This is a genomic window from Flavobacterium sp. KKT103 (assembly GCF_055640565.1).
This window is the reverse complement of the sequence record NZ_CM145766.1, coordinates 1,018,929-1,037,513: the sequence shown is the minus strand read 5'-3', so window position 1 is coordinate 1,037,513 and position 18,585 is coordinate 1,018,929. Positions and strand designations below refer to the sequence as shown.

The 18,585-nt window shown below is 35.8% G+C and carries 13 protein-coding genes; 1 reads left to right on the top strand and 12 read right to left on the bottom strand.

The window, feature by feature from the left end:
* Nucleotides 1-453: 453 nt before the first annotated feature.
* The gene (locus tag ACZ2G0_RS04465) at nt 454-3,867 is read right to left on the bottom strand and encodes a hypothetical protein (protein ID WP_470309185.1); all 3,414 of its coding nucleotides are present in this window, start codon (nt 3,865-3,867) and stop codon (nt 454-456) included.
* Nucleotides 3,868-4,100: 233 nt separating this feature from the next.
* On the opposite strand from ACZ2G0_RS04465, the gene ACZ2G0_RS04460 reads away from it, so the two are divergent.
* Entirely contained in the window at nt 4,101-4,574 is a 474-nt protein-coding gene (locus ACZ2G0_RS04460; RefSeq protein WP_470309818.1) for a regulatory protein RecX, read from the top strand.
* Nucleotides 4,575-5,012: 438 nt separating this feature from the next.
* Here ACZ2G0_RS04460 and ACZ2G0_RS04455 read toward each other — a convergent pair whose 3' ends face one another.
* The 11 genes from ACZ2G0_RS04455 to ACZ2G0_RS04405 all read right to left on the bottom strand — a co-directional run bounded on the left by ACZ2G0_RS04455 (nt 5,013) and on the right by ACZ2G0_RS04405 (nt 18,414).
* Entirely contained in the window at nt 5,013-6,167 is a 1,155-nt protein-coding gene (locus ACZ2G0_RS04455; RefSeq protein WP_470309184.1) for a beta-ketoacyl synthase N-terminal-like domain-containing protein, read from the bottom strand.
* A 317-nt stretch (nt 6,168-6,484) separates the two neighbouring features.
* Nucleotides 6,485-7,756: an adenosylmethionine--8-amino-7-oxononanoate transaminase gene (gene bioA, locus ACZ2G0_RS04450; RefSeq protein ID WP_470309183.1), complete on the bottom strand. Its 1,272-nt coding sequence runs from the start codon at nt 7,754-7,756 to the stop codon at nt 6,485-6,487.
* A gap of 75 nt (nt 7,757-7,831) precedes the next feature.
* Nucleotides 7,832-8,449, bottom strand: coding sequence for a dethiobiotin synthase (gene bioD / locus ACZ2G0_RS04445; protein WP_470309182.1), 618 nt, complete (start codon nt 8,447-8,449; stop codon nt 7,832-7,834).
* A 52-nt stretch (nt 8,450-8,501) separates the two neighbouring features.
* On the bottom strand, nt 8,502-9,116 hold the full coding sequence (locus tag ACZ2G0_RS04440) for a hypothetical protein (protein ID WP_470309181.1): 615 nt from the start codon (nt 9,114-9,116) through the stop codon (nt 8,502-8,504).
* Nucleotides 9,106-9,609, bottom strand: a complete 504-nt coding sequence (locus ACZ2G0_RS04435) for an RNA polymerase sigma factor (protein WP_470309180.1) — start codon at nt 9,607-9,609, stop codon at nt 9,106-9,108. Before ACZ2G0_RS04435 ends, ACZ2G0_RS04440 begins: the two co-directional genes overlap by 11 nt.
* A 7-nt stretch (nt 9,610-9,616) precedes the next feature.
* Nucleotides 9,617-10,480, bottom strand: coding sequence for a TraB/GumN family protein (locus ACZ2G0_RS04430; RefSeq protein ID WP_470309179.1), 864 nt, complete (start codon nt 10,478-10,480; stop codon nt 9,617-9,619).
* A gap of 187 nt (nt 10,481-10,667) precedes the next feature.
* The gene (locus tag ACZ2G0_RS04425; RefSeq protein ID WP_470309178.1) at nt 10,668-11,804 is read right to left on the bottom strand and encodes an aminotransferase class I/II-fold pyridoxal phosphate-dependent enzyme; all 1,137 of its coding nucleotides are present in this window, start codon (nt 11,802-11,804) and stop codon (nt 10,668-10,670) included.
* 180 nt (nt 11,805-11,984) lie between these two features.
* Entirely contained in the window at nt 11,985-12,266 is a 282-nt protein-coding gene (locus ACZ2G0_RS04420) for a FoF1 ATP synthase subunit delta/epsilon (protein WP_470309177.1), read from the bottom strand.
* An 81-nt stretch (nt 12,267-12,347) separates the two neighbouring features.
* On the bottom strand, nt 12,348-13,859 hold the full coding sequence (gene atpD / locus ACZ2G0_RS04415) for a F0F1 ATP synthase subunit beta (protein WP_187009231.1): 1,512 nt from the start codon (nt 13,857-13,859) through the stop codon (nt 12,348-12,350).
* Between the two features lie 241 nt (nt 13,860-14,100).
* Complete coding sequence (locus ACZ2G0_RS04410; RefSeq protein ID WP_470309176.1) at nt 14,101-15,561, bottom strand: G-D-S-L family lipolytic protein; 1,461 nt, start codon at nt 15,559-15,561, stop codon at nt 14,101-14,103.
* Nucleotides 15,562-15,588: 27 nt separating this feature from the next.
* Nucleotides 15,589-18,414 (bottom strand): TonB-dependent receptor domain-containing protein, encoded by a 2,826-nt coding sequence (locus ACZ2G0_RS04405; RefSeq protein ID WP_470309175.1) that lies wholly within the window; start codon nt 18,412-18,414, stop codon nt 15,589-15,591.
* Between the last annotated feature and the right edge of the window lie 171 nt (nt 18,415-18,585).

Genomic DNA, 18,585 nt, shown 5'->3' with positions numbered 1-18,585 from the left:
TTAAAAATTTCGGGGAGAATTTTTAATGTATTTCTTATCGTTAAAATGTTCTTGTTTTTGTACTCTAAAAATAAAGTGCATTTATTGTGCAATATCGTTTGACATGTACAAACAATAACAAAAAAATCGTTTAAACGCATTAAAAAAACGATTAAGTACACAACTCTATAATTACAAAAGACTCTCTGTGAAGCTATTGATCAATTGCTAAGACTGCAGTACCTAAACTAATTTAATTTTTAACCTATTTGCTCATGAATGAAATAGCTGCTAGACTCGTTTTGAGTTATTTACGAGTAAAACAAAGAAATGGTTTCATAGAACCATTTCTTTGTTAAGAAAGCGATAATAATGTGCAGGAAATTGCACTTTTACCGAAGAAAAGTACTCAGATGATAGATATCGCAATTGTAATAGCTAAAATAAGGAGTTTAAGTTACAATTGAAAAACAATTAATAGATCACCTTTTGAGTTAGTGTTTGCCCATTATCCAATTTAATTTTAATGATATAAACAGTATTTCCTCTTCGCAAAGTACGAATAGCAAGTTCAGTACTATTAATTTTTTGGTTGTTATAGACTTGTTTTCCTCCAGAATCATACATCAGGACAGAATCTAATAATGCAAGTGAACTGACAAGCTTTATTTCTTTATTCGTTGTCGAGACTAAAACTGTCTTTTCATTTGCTGCGGCCTTAGTTGTTGAGGCAACTCCTGTTTGAGTGGAGTAAAACAGAACAAAACGATCATTAAATGTGCCTATTTCAGACTTAAAAACATACTCTTCCTTCTTCAAATCGTGTATGGTTTTTAATAGTTTATCTTCAATAAAAACTTGTTGCGTTTCAAAGAGACCATCAAATTGCTTTATTTTGATAGTGAACTCACCTGCTATAGTCGTTTTGTATCCCAAAACCACTTTGTCTTCTTGATTAAAAGGTATTGAGCGACCTTGAATAACTAAATTTTTATCATTTACAATACTATAAAAATCTACATATTCATTGGCATCAAAAGACACTCCGTCATATTGCCCATCTATACCGTTAGTTGCACCACTAACGTACCCAATTAAAGCTTGCTTATAGGCGCCTTGGCCATTATAAAAATCCAACCACAGTCTGCTTTTTTCATCCGTTACAATTTTAGTACTCGATTGATGCTTAAAAAACTGGCTATTATCCCCTGTATTAGTTCCAACACCTACTCGCATTGTATTTGTAAAATTAACTACTCCAGATCCTAGTGTTGTTACAAAAAACCCTTGTCCTGATCCAATTTTCCCAGTAGGAATTAATCCGGCAAATCCAGCGGCAGTACCGCCCGTTAAATTATACGAAGCATAGTCATCTGAGGTATACGCATAAAGTCCCGACCCTAAATTACCAGTACCCGCTCCTATGGCAGTTCCATGTGTCCAAAAGTATAAAGTACCATCTAAAATAGGATTATTGATAATAAAGTTGCTAGCATCCAGCGCAGAAGGATAAGGATTACCTAATAAGTAAGAGGCTTCACCTGTGGTTCCTATAGGAATAGTAATTGTACCATTATTTGGGACCCCTATAAATGTCGCTTGATAAAAATTTGGTGGATTTGGAGCTGCGAAGTTTTGTGGACCTCTAATAATATAACCCATTCCCTTTGCCATAACAGCAGATGGCGATTCTTGAACCCAATTATCTGTAGCGCCATTAAAAGAAAAATATTTGTCCCCTAGTGTTAAAGGCGATACATTAAATAATGTTTGTGGTGATACAGGAGACGACCAATAGGTGTAATCAAAATTACTAATCGCACTCTGTGTTTGTCTTCGGTATCGAATATCTCCTGAGTTAGCAACAGCATTAATTTGAACCAAGCTAGCTGAATCTTCAAAAGTCAAGCTACCACCTATCACTTTTAAATCATTTGTTAGGGTTAATTTTTTTCCGCTTAGGAATGTAATACTACCGGACTGTACCTCACAGGAACAACCTAACAAATCAGTTGCAGCAGTATAATTACCAGCAAAAACTATTTTTTCAGGACCATTTACAGTGAGACCTGATGGAGCGGATCCAGTAGACCAAGAACTACCATTCCATGTATTGGTAACCAATCCGTTGACTGGCACATTTACGGTAGGAGACAAGCATCCTCCTATATTTTTTATGACAATGGTGTAATTCCCTATTGAAAGTCCTGATTTAACATTACTAGCTTGATAATTTAAGCCATTATCAAAACTATAAACATCTGTTGCACTTTGAACAGCAACAGTTATGGCTCCTGTTGCCAATGAACAAGAAGCATTAGTCACTATAGTTTGTGGCACTGTTAATTCAGGTAAAAAGGTTAACAACCGAGTTCGTGTGCTGCTATCTACAGAACATTGGGTTGTACTATTATTAAAAGTAATATACACTCTATATTCAGCTGATTCCGCTGCTGTCCCATTACTGATTGTTAAGGTTGCCGTTGTAGCACCAGCATAATTACCACCGTTAATGACATTATTCCACACTCCACTAGCAACTGATTTTTTCCATTGATATGAAACAACATTAGCTGGGTAAGATGTGGTTACGGTATAGGAATTGCTCCCTCCATAGCACTTTACGATATTTGTGATTGATGGAGTAGCTGCAGGACTTGCAGTTAATCCCGTAATACTATTCACAGAGAGCGTAGCAGAATTAGAAGTTACACTACAACTCCCTTTCGAAACGACAGCCCTAAATTGAGTGCCATCAGGAAATTGTGCACTACCTACATTAGCAATTGTAACTTTACCTACGGTAGGATACGTAACATTTGTGGCTGGCATTGCAATATAGCTAACATCTGTCGTTTTTTTATACTGCCAGGTATACGTTAATCCGCTTCCCACTGCCACAGCTGTAAAACTAACAGAGGCTCCTTCACAATCCAATTGATTAATTGGCTGCGTAGAAATGCTGAGGCCACTACTTATGCTTAGAACTCCATAATTCCCGTTTTTTGTACAACCACCTATTGTAACTTTTGTTCTATATCTATAAGCGGTCATTAACGCGGTTACTCCTGTTATGCTTAAACTAGCAGTCGTAACACCAGAATAGAGGGCACCATTAACTAAATCAACCCATCCAGTACCATCATTAACTTGCCATTGAAATGATGGAGAAACACCTACAACTCCCGAAACAAATACTGCAGTTCCTCCAACACAAACGGTTAAATTAGCAATATCACTAATCGTAAAAGGGCATGTACCGCCATAAATCACTTCGTTCATTAAAGCCACTAAAGCAGGATCAGTGGGTAAAGTCCCCGCTGATTGTGCATTAGAAGTACCGGTTACTGTAACAACTGCAACGGGATTTACTGGATAAACAAATCCATTACCTGACCCGCTAATCGTTGCTATTACATTACCCCCAACTAAAATATCTCCATTATTTTGCAAAATAGTACTACTTGTAAATAAATCCCCAGCAATCACAACGGAACTCTTCCAAAAATTCGCTGTACCCTGATTACTAAAGTTTCCATATACTTTGATAGTTGCGCTTTCACTATTTCCTAGACCTGCATTAAACTGACCACCACTATTGACCGTTACGTTTCCATAAACGGTTAAAGTAATAGTATTGTTAATGGTCAAAACTCCCGTTGACATTACTGTGACACTCTTTGCAAATGCTGCTACTGAAACCGTAACAGTTTTCAAAGCAGGAATCACCACATCATGTGACGCTGTTGGAACAACACCTAAAGACCAATTGCTAGCCGTATTCCAACTACCACTAGTTCCTGTATATGTATTTATTTGGGCGACAACACCGAAAGTATTTAAAAATAATAATTTCGCAAAAACAACGAATTTGAGTAGATTTTTCATCATATTTGTAATTAATATGTTGTGAATAATACTGTAAACAACTGATAGCTAATACTAAGTTCAAACATATTTTAATAAAAAGACAACAAAGTCGTTTATTAGCGTTTTAATCCGATATAATGAGTATTTGCACCTTTTTGAATAGCAGATAGTTACGATTTAATACTAAGTAAATGATTACAAGTAGTTCCTTGTCTTTACAATCATCTATTATATTACTCACGGACTTTACAATGAAAGACCTATTTACTATCAAAGACGCCCTAAAAAAAATCGAACATTATTGCGCTTATCAAGAGCGCTGTCATGAAGAAGTGGAGGCTAAACTTCGCACCATGAAAATGGATCGTGACGAAATTGACCAAATAATTGCGCATCTCATTAAAGATAATTTCCTAAACGAAGAACGATTTGCATGTAGTTTTGCGAGAGGAAAACACCGCATTAAGCAGTGGGGAACTATCCGAATTACGAATGAATTAAAGTTTCGGAAAATAAATCAGCGCTTAATTACTACGGCACTAAAAGAAATTACTACTGAAGAATATTATGAAACCTTTGAGAAATTAGCGCTGCGAACTTGGGAAAATACTAGAGAGACAAACAGCTTGAAGAAAAGAAAGAAGGTTTGTGATAGCTTATTACGAAAGGGCTATGAAAGTAATTTGGTCTATGAAAAAGTGAAGGAGTTGGAAAATATGGATTGATTTATGTTTTGTAAATAGCAGTTGTCTACTTTAAATAATAGAACGCGGATAACGCGGATTTAACGGATCAGAAACGGATTTTTACTTTTTGTGAAAGGGTTTGGGATTTAAGATGTTACTATTTTTAACTTTAAATAATGGCACGCAGATTCCGCAGATTTAGCAGATCAAAAACGGGTTTGAATCTATTGTGAATGGGTTTGAATTTAAATCTTGACTGTTACTAACTTTGGCTAATGGAATGCGGATTTAACGGAGCAAAAACGGATTTTACCTTTTGTGAATCCGTTTGCAATTTAAAATGTTACCATTCCTAACTTTGGCAAATAGAGCACCTATAATGCGAATTATATATATTAAGTCCAATTTAGCATTTCAACTTCTCCAATAAAAGTTATTGCTTTGAAAAAGTAAGTAGTGCCAATCTTTTACTTGTTGTTATATCGAAAGCAGTATACTAACAGCATTACCGCCAAAACCTACTGCGTTTACTAACACTTTTTTAATGGGTTTGCTTTGTTGTTGTGCTTGCGCAAAAGGGACACTGATGAAGGTATTGTGTTGCATCATCATGATAGCCAACTCTAAGCTTAGTAACCCTGAAGCGCCAAAAGTATGTCCAATTTTCCATTTATTGGTGGTCAGTAAAGGCAGGCTTTCGCCAAAGACTTTTTGGATTGCTCTATACTCTGTTAAATCACCCTTGATGGTTCCGGGAGCATGCATGACAATGGCATCTACATCTGATAATTCAGTATCTTTTAAGGCCATTTTCATGGATTTTTGAAAACAAGTGGCTTCTGCAGAAATGGATATGTTGTGTTCCAGAACCTCTGTAGCATAACCAATGCCTTCGATAAATGCTAATGCATTTTCTTTTTTCCCTATTTCTAAACAACAAACTGCTGCGCCTTCACCAAGAATCATAGTGTTTTGCGTTTTCTCTAAATCTAATGCACGATTTGGATACGCTTCATCTGACCTTGAATAGATTTTTAAAGCACGCATTTGTGCGATTGTAAAATCGGTTAAAGGGGCTTCGCTACCACCTACTAAGAACTTATCGACCATACCTGATTTTAACCAAGCGACAGCGTTTAAAACAGCGTGCAATGCAGTAGAACAAGTAATAGAGTGTGAAATTTCGGGGCCAGAACTTTGTAAATCATGCGCTATCCAAGAGGAAATATTTCCTAGCGTAGTTGTAGGCGAAGCCAATGTTTGCGCTTTTCCCGTTTCTAGATATTCTTGATGGTGTTTTTCGAATAATTCAGTAGCTCCACGTGACGAACCAATATTGATTCCGAATACATCATCAGTTGTCCAAGCTGCTTGCTCAACCGCTTTGCGAGACGCTTCCATGGCATATAGTACCGAATTATCTAGAAACTTATATTTAGGATCTGAATGTTTTAGTACTTCAATTTTCGCAATTGAATCTCCGTTTAAAGGCGCTACAAACGTTGGAGCCTTATCAATGTTTTTCTGGGTAAAACAATGCTGGTCATTCAGGTAGTGCTCCCAAATTAATTTTGGGTCATTACCCAATGGAGATGTAGACGAGAGAGCGGTAATGGATATTATTTGTGACAAGGTGTAGTATTTTATTACACGAAGATTCGCAGAGAATTTTCGCAGAGATTCACAAAATTCAAAATAGAGAAATCAGCCTGACTAAACTTGACATTTTCTCCTAGTTTTATTTTGTGCAATTATTTTTAATTTAAAAGCAAAGGTCGCAAAGTTTTTCGCAAACTGCATAACGAATGCGACCAAATAATGCGTTTTTAGAATTCAAATCATTGGTTGACTTTCCACTTATTGCTTTTTAGCCCTGATAGCAGTGGAAATCCTTTATCGCCGTTCTTTAGGCGGTAAAGATTGCAACGGATAGCAGGATTAGCTCCAAATTAAACTATATCAAGTGCTTGTTCGACTACTTGATATATTTTTTCTAATTGTACATCACTGATGATATACGGTGGTAAAATGTATACGATATTTCCCACTGGTCGCAGGATTACGCCATTCTCGATGAAGAAATCGTAGAGTTTGTTTCGCAAGCTTCCATAGTAACTTGCTGCTCCTTCTGTCTTTATTTCTAAAGCAAAAATAGTTCCCAGAACACGAGTGGTTTTGACCTTAGCATGCTCCTTAATTTTTGTTTGAAAGGCCAAATGATTTGCATTGACACGAACTAAATTCGCTTGCATTTCGGGAGTTTTTAACAACTCTAAACTCGCTAATGCTGCGGCACAACCCGTAGGATTTGCTGTAAAGGTATGTCCGTGAAACAAGGCTTTATTGATATCTTCATCATAGAAAGCATCAAAAATTTCTTGCGTAAAAGTGGTAATCGCCATAGGAATAGTTCCACCAGTCAATGCCTTAGACAAGCATAACATATCGGCAGTTTCATTGACGTAATTCATTGCAAACGTCTTGCCTGTTTTTCCAAAACCAGTCATTACTTCGTCAGCAATGGTCAAAACATTGTTTTCTTTGCAAATGGCAATCAACTGCGCCAAAGCTTCCGGTTCGTGCATGACCATTCCGGCAGCACCTTGCACTAAAGGTTCAAAGATAAAACCAGCGCAATTGTTGTTTTTGATTTGTGATCGCAAAGCATCATAACTCTCTTGCTCTTGCCCCTTTATAGGAGCGGGAATACGCACCACGTCAATAAACATACCTTCGAATGCCTGTGTATAAAAGGAAATTCCGCTTGCCGCCATAGCAGCAAATGTATCTCCGTGAAAGGCATTTTCGAAAGCTATAATTGTGGTTCGTTTTTCGCCTTTGTTAAAAAAGAATTGCAAAGCAACTTTGATGGCCACTTCAACAGCCGTTGAACCATTATCAGAAAAGAATATTTTTCTTTGGTTATCAGGCAATATTTCGATTAGCTTTTCACCAAGTTCGATTGCTGGCTCATGCGTAAATCCACCAAAAAGCACGTGTTCTAGCGTAGTTAGCTGCTTGTAAATTGCATCGGCGATGTATTTATTACTGTGCCCATAGGGATTCACCCACCACGAAGCTATAGCATCAATATATTCTTTGTTGTTTTCGTCCCAAAGCAAAGCGCCTTCTCCTCTTTTAATAGCGATAGGAAGCGCAGCTGTTTTATGTTGGGTATAAGGATGCCAAAGGTATTCTTGGTCTCTTTCTGATAATGTCATGGTAAAATAAATTATGTCGCAAAGATACGCAGAGACGAACAGAGTGCCATACGCAAAGAATTAAATGCGTTATATTTATAGACTTAACAACTTTTCTCTAAATTGATCGGCGTAAACCTTAATTACATTTTGATCAAAGTAAGGTTCTTGTTCGATGCGCCCGATACAATTAATTCCAGTTTTGGATAAAATGATGGACTCAGTAGCTTGATTTTTTTCACCACTGAAAATAATTCCAGCAATATTGATCTTGCGGTTTTGCAATGCTTCAATCGTTAACAGGGTATGGTTGATACTCCCCAAATAATGTCTTGAAACAACTACTACTTTATAATCTGTAGCAATTAAATCGACAATAGTATCTTGATTATTTAAAGGTACAAATAAACCTCCTGCTCCTTCAATAACCAAATGATTGTCGGTTTCTGGTGCGACAATTTTAGTTAAGTCAATTGTTATACCATCAATTTCAGCTGCCAGATGTGGACTAGCTGGCGTGTTTAATTTATAGCTGTTGGGATGAATAATCGTTTTGTTATTACTAATGTAGCGTTCAATTTTATGACTATCCGAATTATCAAGGTCACCAGCTTGAATGGGTTTCCAATAATCGGCTTGTAGTGATTCTGTTATAATTGATGAGGCAATTGTTTTACCTACATCAGTTCCTATTCCTGTTACAAATATTTTCATTATTAAACGTTTTTACAAAAGTAAAAAACCCATCGTTAAGATGGGTCATTTATTAGTCTTCTTTTAATTCGTCGATTAATTTTCGAATTTCATTAGCATATCTTCCGTAGAAAAAATGCACCCAAACTTCTAGCACTAAGCCCATCAATAAAATGCTAATTATTAAAGCAACGACCGCTCCTATTATTTGCGAATTAGTTAAATTTAAAATATCAATTGCTACTTTATCTCCTAGTTTTTGATAGAAAAAGCCTATTAGAAAAACAACTAAGAATGGAGTGAGCGCAAAACCAAATGTTTTATAGAGTTCCATATTTAGTCGTATATCGAAATAGGTCTCATACAGACTATCTTTGGTACTTAAGGATACCGTATTCAGTCTCTTGTAAAATAAAAACAGCTTAGCCAAATAGTAAATGCAAACAGCCGCAAAAATAGCATAGAGTAGGTAAAAAGGGCTAAACAAAGTTTTTGGAAAATCGTACAGGAGTGGCACGAAGCCTATTCCTATTACCGCTAAAACTTGTGTTATAAGTTCCATTTTTAAATTCTGTTTTATCTTGTCCAATGGCGTGTTAGCCGATTGAATTTTTTCTAAATTAGCTGGCACAACTACCTTGTCTGTGTTTTCAGTGTTCCAAGCATTTTGCATATCGTTAAAATCCATATCCTTGCTTTTTTATAATTTCTTTTAATTTTTCTTTTGCTCTGTTTAATTTTACTCTGGCATTCCCCTCAGAGATTCCCAGATTGCTGCCAATTTCTTTATGTGAAAAACCCTCTAGTTGATAAAAAATAATTGCTTTATCAATTTTTTCTAGTTTCTGAATTGCCCTGTAAAAATGGTCCATCTGACTCTCTTTAATCTCTGAATCACCTTCCTCTTCTTTTATGTTTTCAGACGCTATTGGATATCTATCGACCTTTCTTTTTTCTTTTTTCAAGAAAACGATAGCTGTATTAATTGCTACCCGATACATCCAAGTCGAAAACTGACTTTCATTTCTGAACGAATCATACGATTTCCATAGTTGACAAATAATCTCTTGAAATAAATCTTGTTGATCGTCATGATTATCCATATACATCTTGGAAACTTTATATAAAATCCCTTTATGTTTTTCAATACGATTTAAAAATTCTGGCTCTTTTTCTTTCAAAATAGTACTATTTCATAATTGGTTTAACGGTGTATCCCGCTTTTCTTAATAAATTAATTACACCCAAATCTCCTCCCAAATGAGCTGCGCCAACAGCAATAAAAGCACTTTGATCTTTTACTACTTGGGTAAGATTTTGAACCCAATTAGCATTCCTCTTGTCAAGCATTTCGTTTTTGGCAATTAGATTCATGTTTTTTACATCCGTTAAATTGGTATAAACATCTTGAATATTTTCTTTTTTGTATTGTGAAACCAGCTTACTAGTTTCAGCAATATTCATATTTTCAAACATCGAGAGCATTTCATCATTGGTGTACGCTTTTTCGATAATTCCTAGTTGCGCTTTTACTGATTCAAAACCAGCGACCTCTATACCACGCTCCTTAGCTTTGGCAATAAAATCCATTTCATAAAATTTTAAATCCGCACAATTAAATGTTTTCATTGACATTAAACTCATTACAGTTGACAAACTATAACTATTCACTTGCTGCAGCGATAATCCTGCCTTTTCTTTCAAAATAGCCTCTAATTTAAAAAGCTGATCTGTGGTTAATGTTTTATCTAAGGTTTCTTTTCCCATAGCCATTTGTTGCATCACTGCCAGTTCTGCGGGATCGGACAAATTAACTTCTAGTACTAACTTATCTGATGATTCAAAAGCTTTTTTTACTTTCTCGGACAAAAAATAATCGTCGGCACATATCATGTGAATCGTTCCATATAGATAAGAAGTTTTGCTTAGTCCTTTTCCTGATATTTCCCATAAAAGGGAGTTTTCTAACGAAGTAGTTTTCGTTTGTGCTTGGCTTGACAAACTCATTAAAATTGTAAATGCTGCTACTGCTGATTTGAATAAATTTTTCATTTTTTTATTGATTTTGATTGTTGATGATTGAAACTCTTTTTGTTTTTCAATTGTTAATTTGATTACGAGTCGTAAGTAAGCAATCCATCAAAACGTTACAAAAAAAATTATAATTTATTTAAAAATAGAGTGATAGTAGGACCTAAGAGGATATTTTTTCTATCGAAATATGAATAACTTAAAAATACTAAAAAACAAAAGCAGTTAAAGAACGCAAAAGTTCCGTAATTTGATTTTTAGTGTTATAACTATGAATGCAAAAACGAAGTCGCTCTTGCCCTTCTGGAACCGTAGGAGAAAGAATCGCTTTTACATCGAAACCTTTTTCTTGAAATTGTTGCGCGATCCTTTTTACATTTTCATTACCGGGTATGATGGCAGATTGTATTGCCGATCTCGATTGTACAAACATTGGTTTTAAACCCAATAACATTTTTTGTTGGTTGAAATGTACGATGTTAGCTCTTAGTTCACCTAAACTATTGCTGCTTTGATCTAAAAATTGGTAAGCCGTTAGAATAGTCGCAACTGAATGTGGTGGCAATCCTGTTGTATAAATAAAACTACGCGTAAAATTTACTAAATATTGTTTTAACTCATTTGAACCTAAGACAGCTGCACTGTGACAACCGAGACCTTTACCGAAGGTCATGATGCGTGCAAAAACTTCTTCCTGCAATCCCAACATTTGAACCAAGCCTTCGCCTTTATCTCCAAAAACACCTAAAGCATGCGCTTCATCAACAACTAAATAACAATTGTGCTTTTTACAAACGTTTACTAACTCTTCGAGATTGGGCGTATCGCCATCCATCGAAAAAACACTTTCGGTAACGACGTAGATATTTGTTGTTTTATGACGTTTTATTAGTGTTTCAAGCTCTTCAAAATCGTTGTGAGTAAATTTATATGCTTTTGTATTAGAAAGCTTGATTCCGTCTCTAATTGAAGCATGGCAGAGTTCGTCGTACAGAATCAAATCCCCTTTTTGGGGCACACTACTAAAAAAACCAACATTTGCATCATAACCTGAATTAAAAATCAGTGCGCTTTCACATTGATGAAATTGAGCAATAAAATCCTCTGCTAATTGATACAAAGGGTGGTTACCGGAAATTAACCGAGAACCAGTCGCACCATTTTGGGTAAATTTATGATCAATTAAAAATTGATGCGTTTGGTTGAAAATCGCTTCTGATTGAGAGAACCCTAAATAATCATTAGATGCAAAATCAATTAGATCACTTTCATTAGGCAATTTTCTAAGTGCATTTTCGCTATTGCGAACATGAAGTTTTTTGAGAAGATTTTCAGGTAATTTCATGCCATCAAAGTTATGAAATATTGTGCACAATAAGCAGTTATCTTCTAGCCCAGATAGCAATGGAAATCCTTTTACTTTTTTCCTTAAAAAGTAAAAGATTGCAATGAATAGCTGGAATAGCTCCAAAATAAAAAAGCCAAACATTTCTGTTTGGCTTTCTTTCCTATTTTGATAATTGCATTAGTCTGCTAAAACAATTATTTTATTATCCTTCATTTCGATAGTTCCAGATGAAATAGCTAATGTATAATTTTGCTCATTAACTTTAGTAAACATACCAACCACTTCCTTACTGAATGTAAAGCTAGGTGCTACAATGCTCACAACTCCTTGCTGTAATAAAGAAACTATAGGTGCGTGATTATTTAACATTTGGAAATTTCCATCTACTCCAGGTACAGATACAGAGGTTACTTCTCCTTTAAATAATGTTGCTTCTGGTGAAACTATTTCTAATAACATATTTCTATTTAGTTTAAAAGTTTGAAGGTTAAAAGTTTAAAGTTACGAGTGAACCTTAAACCTTTAAACTTTAAACTAATTTTAAGCTTCTGCCAACATTTTTTCTCCAGCTTCAATAGCTTCTTCGATAGTACCCTTAAGGTTAAAAGCAGACTCTGGTAAGTGATCTAATTCACCGTCAATAATCATGTTGAATCCTTTGATAGTATCTTTGATATCTACTAAAACACCTTTTAATCCTGTAAACTGCTCCGCTACGTGGAAAGGTTGAGACAAGAAACGTTGTACACGACGCGCTCTAGATACCGATAATTTATCTTCTTCAGATAATTCTTCCATACCAAGGATCGCGATAATATCTTGCAATTGCTTGTATTTTTGTAAAATCTCTTTAACTCTTTGTGCACAGTCGTAGTGCTCATCACCAAGAATTTGTGGTGTTAAGATACGAGAAGTAGAATCTAACGGGTCAACCGCTGGATAAATACCTAGCTCAGCAATCTTACGAGACAATACTGTTGTTGCATCAAGGTGAGCAAACGTTGTTGCTGGTGCTGGATCCGTTAAATCATCCGCAGGTACGTAAACCGCTTGTACAGATGTAATAGATCCTTTGTTTGTAGATGTGATACGCTCTTGCATCGCTCCCATTTCGGTTGCTAATGTTGGTTGGTATCCTACTGCAGATGGCATACGACCTAAAAGTGCCGAAACCTCAGAACCTGCTTGCGTAAAACGGAAGATATTATCAACGAAGAATAATACATCTTTACCTTGGTCAGTTCCTGCTCCATCACGGAAATACTCAGCGATAGATAATCCTGAAAGTGCCACACGAGCACGAGCTCCAGGTGGCTCATTCATTTGTCCGAAAACGAAAGTAGCTTTTGACTCTCTCATTCCTGGCATATCTACTTTAGATAAATCCCATCCTCCATTTTCCATAGAGTGCATGAATTCCTCACCGTATTTTATAATTCCTGACTCTAACATCTCACGAAGTAAGTCATTCCCTTCACGTGTTCTTTCTCCTACTCCTGCGAATACTGAAAGTCCACCGTGTCCTTTTGCAATATTGTTGATCAACTCTTGGATCAATACTGTTTTACCAACACCGGCTCCACCAAACAATCCAATTTTACCCCCTTTTGAGTAAGGCTCAATTAAATCGATTACTTTAATACCTGTGAATAAAACTTCTGATGAAGTTGATAAATCTTCGAATCGAGGTGCTTGACGGTGAATTGACATTCCGTTTTCACCTGTCTTTGGCAAGTTTCCTAAACCATCGATAGCATCACCGATTACGTTGAAAAGACGTCCGTAAACATCCGCTCCAACTGGCATTTGAATTGGGTTCCCAGTACCTACTACTTCATAACCTCTACTCAAACCATCTGTTGAGTCCATCGAAATGGTACGAACTGTGTTTTCACCAATGTGAGATTGCACTTCAAGTACTAATAAAGTACCATCTTTTTTTGTGATTTCTAATGAATCATAAATTTTTGGAAGTTCAACATCTTTTCCGTTGAAAACAACATCAACTACTGGACCAATGATCTGCGCAACTTTTCCTATTACTTTTGACATTACTTATGTGTTTATTAAATAGCTATTTAGGTTTATGAAATATATCCAATCAAAAAATCAAGTTTGGATGCTTTTTTCAGAGTGCAAAGATAATTTTTTAAAATAAAAAATCAATAATTTTTTTGAATAAAAACGACACTACTTAGAATTAGTCCTTTTTCTGGTAAAGTACAGTAATTGAAAAAGGATAAAAAATTAAAACCACCCATATTACGGGTGGTTTTAATTTTAATACTGCTTACTATAAAATACCTGGGAATAGGATCCTATAATTCCCTAGATCAACTCCTTTTAAGTTAGAACCGTATTTTGAATTAATCGCTTCAATAAATTTATTTGCAATAACTGCGTAGCCTCTAGGAGAAGGATGAACTCCATCTGTTGAGAAACCACCACCAGTTATAAATGTAGATGTTACTGTAAATCCGTTTGCTGATACCCCACCTGTAGCTATAGTTGTTAAAAGGGCATTAGTATTTACAAGAGCTAAGCCTTTAGCAGTCGCCACGGCCTGAATTTTTGCATTATAAGCGTCAGTTGCGGTCTTTAACTCTGCTACCTCACCTTTGGACAGAATCCATTTATCAGCTAAAGGAAACTGAGTACCGTTGCCTAAAGGTAAAAAAGCTTGAGCACTAACTCCACCTGATGACAAAACTACGTAATCCGCTGAAGTTGTTTGTCTGTAAGAAGGCAAAACTAAACCTGGAACATTAACTGTGGTCAAGTATTCATCAACCATAACCAGCCCATTTGCACCAGCGACAAAGTTTATTGTTCTTGCAACTCTTTCTGACTCTGTGATAAGTCCGCCGTTTTTGGCAACTACTAATCCACCATTGTATCCTGCATAAGCAGAATTTAAAGCTGTAGCTTGTGCTAAGGTTAAAGTAGCTGCATTAAACGGAACTGTTGTAAAAAATGGAACCGTATTTACATATGGAATATTAGCTACAACACCTTTAGCTCCGCCAGCAGTAAGTGCGTTTACAATAGCTTCATAGGTAGCATCAAACCCTACACCTGCAGCACCTGCTGAAGGTGTAATTGGATTTGATCCATCTCCACCTGTAGTAGCATACCCTAAAACATCATTGTTCCCAATCCACAAAGAGAAGAAAGTAGGTGCTTGAGCCGCAGCATATGCAACAACCGAAGTAGTCCCATTAACTGGCGCAAAACGCACATAATATGGGTTAGCAGTTCCACCAGCTATTCCAAGTGGGCTTCCATAACTAGGCGACAACAAATGAAAACTTTTAGCCCCAGGTACACCGCAGTTGTTGTAAGGACCTGCACTTGCTATAGATGTTAAAATCTCCGTAGATGGGGTACCAGCAGCAGCAGCGGGCCCAGTACCATTAAAAAATAATCTTGCCCCAGAAACTACATTTCCTCCTATTTTAAAACCACCAACATTATCAGACATGAAGGGAATTTTAAACTCTCCTCCACCAACAAGTTTAAATTGCTCTGCCATAATATTTGTATAGGAAACTTTTTGACCTTCAACAAACAAAGCATTATCAGAATAACCAGCTGTTAACGAGTTACCTAAAGCAACGTATTTTGAAAAATTAGCAGTACCCGATGTCAAAGGCAAACCATCGGAGGAATTCAATTCAACTTGTACACTATCATTACTACTACATGCTACTACGGTCAAAGAAACCAATAACAGCCATTTTAAATTTTTTATCATTGTTTTAATAATTTTAGAATTAATAAATTAAGGATTGATTGTCCAAGAAGCAAAATACTGCTGACCTATCAAACCAGCTCCTAATACTTGCCCGTATTCCTTACCTGCAATGTTTGAAGCTCCTATTTTCAACGTTGATTTTAAAGATGGTATACCATAATTAATTTGAGCATCAATAACCGTAGCAGCATCGATTACACCATCAACCATTGAAGACTGCCATAAGTACGAAGTGTTATATCTACCACTAACATTGAAACCAAAGTTTTTGAATAATTTTTCATTACCAAAAGAAGCTTTTGCTCTATGCTTTGGTGTATTAAATCCAGCTTCGAAACTAGGATCTTTAGATTGATCGAAATTAAATTCAGCATAATTATAATTCACACTAACTTCAAAATCTTTATATACTTTTCTAGACAATCCAATACCAAAACCTAATGATTTAATTTCTAAAGGAGTATTCGTATACAACTGGAAAGTTCTAGTATTACCACTTTGCAATGCTTGCAATGCTTTTTGCCCCTCTACATTAGTCAATCCTCCACCGTCAATTGCTTGACCGTACAACGGAGCCACTACGTTTAAGTTACCAATAAAGTTATTATAGATATTGTAATACCCATTAATATCGATTGATGTTTTATTGATAAAAGACCTATAACCCAATTCAAATGCTTTAACCTCTTCTGGTTTCACAAGATTAGCTGTGGTTTTTCTAAGCAACGCCGGGTTTCCAGCTGCAGCGAAAGCAATAACTGAAGAAGCTAAGTAAGAATTATTGTAAGCTATAGTTCCATCAATGGTAACTGTAGCATTTCCATTATTAAATCCTTGACCTATAGTTCCATTTACTGGTCTAGTTTCTACAAATCGAGTCAAGTTATCAGGAGCTGATCCTAATAAAATAGCATTACCTACGTTGAAACCAATGTATTGATCCTGAGTAGTTGGATTTCTAAAGCCAGTTTGGAACGAACCTCTAAAATTATGTTTTCTGCTTTCACCACCTGAATACACTAAGGATACTCTAGGAGAATAATTTCCGTTAAAGTTTTGGGCTTTATCATAACGAATAGATCCTGTAAACTTTAATCTATCATCCATTAACTTTTTAGATAATTGCGTGTAGGCTCCATATTCATTATATCTAATCGGTCCATTAGCATCTGTGTAGATACGACCAAATGAATTAAGTGAATATTGTCTATACGATCCACCTACTTGGATTTCAGCAAACTCGATTAAATCTTTAAAATTATAGTTAGCATCAGAATGATAGATTTTTGAATTATCTACCAATTTTGAACCTTGCAATACATTAGCCTCACTAGTAACTGCAGCAAATGCAGATTTAAACTCTGGTGTACCAGGTAAAAACCTTCCTCTATCAGCAACCGCCCTTGCAGCATCATGCGCAGCTTGTGAATTAGGAGCTCCGGCTAATGTTGCTGTTACATATGCACCTGCATACTCACCAAACCAAGTATTATTATCCTTCCATTTATTATTAATATTTAAACCCGTAAAAAGCATATCATAAGACTGACCCCCATTTTCACCGGTAGTATAACCTCTTAAGAAGAAATTTTTCCCTTTGAACTCCAACTTGTGTTGTTGCATGAAGAAGTTGTTCAAATAATATCTATTAGCTCCTTGGTAAACAGCGTTACCAAAACCAAATTTAGATTGTACAATTACTTCTAAATTTTCGTTTCCAAACGGTCTGTAATGCAAAGACAAATCCATTTTAGTATTACTGGCTTTATTATCTGTCAAATCGATTTCGTTATAACCAGTTCTACTTACATTAGAATTAGGAAGAATACCTCTAAAGACATTATATTGAGCTGCAGAGATTTTATTTGCTGCTAGCAAACCATCAGCTACGTTTCTAATGTTAGTTGCAGCCTCATCTCCGTAAACGTTAATACCATCATAGCTAGGATTTTTTCTATCCAATCCTGCTCTAGTCTTGTCGTCATAATTTACCGCATACCAGTCAGTACCTTTCATATAAGTAAAGTTAGCCTTCATCGCTAGTTTTGGACTAAATGCTTTAGCCATACGAATTCCGTAATCAACATAATCATTGTTTCCAGCTGCCTTTTGACTTGTTTGACCAAACTTAGCGTAAGCGGTAATCCCTTCGCTGGTAAATGGACTTTTACTAGTCATAAATAAAATACCGTTGAAAGCGTTAGCACCGTATAAAGCAGAAGAAGCTCCTGGCAATAATTCTACGCTTTGCACGTCAATTTCAGATACACCAATTAAATTTCCTAATACGAAATTCAATAAAGGAGAGGAGTTATCCATTCCATCAACTAATTGCATGAAACGGGTATTCGCAACTGTAGCAAATCCACGGGTATTTACCGATTTAAAAGACAAACTACTGGTGTTCATTTGTACCTCTTTTAAGTTCTCCAAACCGTCATAAAAACTAGCTGAAGCTGTTTTCTTAATATCGGCTGTTCCCATTCTTTCAATGGTTACAGGAGATTCGATCACACGCTCCGGAGTTCTCGAAGCAGAAACTACGATTTCGTTAAGAAGATTGTCTTCCTCTTTTAAAATCACAGTGATTTTTTGATTGGCAGAAGTAACGTTTACCTCTTTCGACGAAAAACCAATACTAGTTACCTGTAGCTTAAACGGAAACTTTACAGCCGTACTTAAGGTAAATTTTCCGTCAATATCCGTGACTGCTCCACCAGCACCCCCGATGACTGTAATATTAGCCCCTATTACCGGAAGTTTGTTACTATCAGTAACTAAACCCGTAACAGAGTTTTGCGCAAAACTAATGCAACAAAAAAAGAAAGATAAAAAAAGTAAGTGCACTCTCATTTGGTTATGTTTTTATTGATTTATGGCACCAAAGTACAATTAAATTTACTATTAATAAAAAAAAGTGCTTTTTTTTTAATTATCATTAATTAAATATTTAAAAAATAAACTATTCAGCATTAATCATTTTTGCAGTAAAACCAAAAATTAAGTTAAAATTCAATAAAATAC

Coding starts and splice junctions, on each gene's coding strand:
- ACZ2G0_RS04465 (WP_470309185.1), bottom strand. CDS start 3,867: ATGAAAAATCTACTCAAATTCGTTGTTTTTGCGAAATTATTATTTTTA.
- ACZ2G0_RS04460 (WP_470309818.1), top strand. CDS start 4,101: ATGAAAGACCTATTTACTATCAAAGACGCCCTAAAAAAAATCGAACAT.
- bioA (WP_470309183.1), bottom strand. CDS start 7,756: ATGACATTATCAGAAAGAGACCAAGAATACCTTTGGCATCCTTATACC.
- bioD (WP_470309182.1), bottom strand. CDS start 8,449: ATGAAAATATTTGTAACAGGAATAGGAACTGATGTAGGTAAAACAATT.
- ACZ2G0_RS04440 (WP_470309181.1), bottom strand. CDS start 9,116: ATGGATTTTAACGATATGCAAAATGCTTGGAACACTGAAAACACAGAC.
- ACZ2G0_RS04430 (WP_470309179.1), bottom strand. CDS start 10,480: ATGAAAAATTTATTCAAATCAGCAGTAGCAGCATTTACAATTTTAATG.
- ACZ2G0_RS04425 (WP_470309178.1), bottom strand. CDS start 11,804: ATGAAATTACCTGAAAATCTTCTCAAAAAACTTCATGTTCGCAATAGC.
- ACZ2G0_RS04420 (WP_470309177.1), bottom strand. CDS start 12,266: ATGTTATTAGAAATAGTTTCACCAGAAGCAACATTATTTAAAGGAGAA.
- atpD (WP_187009231.1), bottom strand. CDS start 13,859: ATGTCAAAAGTAATAGGAAAAGTTGCGCAGATCATTGGTCCAGTAGTT.
- ACZ2G0_RS04410 (WP_470309176.1), bottom strand. CDS start 15,561: ATGATAAAAAATTTAAAATGGCTGTTATTGGTTTCTTTGACCGTAGTA.
- ACZ2G0_RS04405 (WP_470309175.1), bottom strand. CDS start 18,414: ATGAGAGTGCACTTACTTTTTTTATCTTTCTTTTTTTGTTGCATTAGT.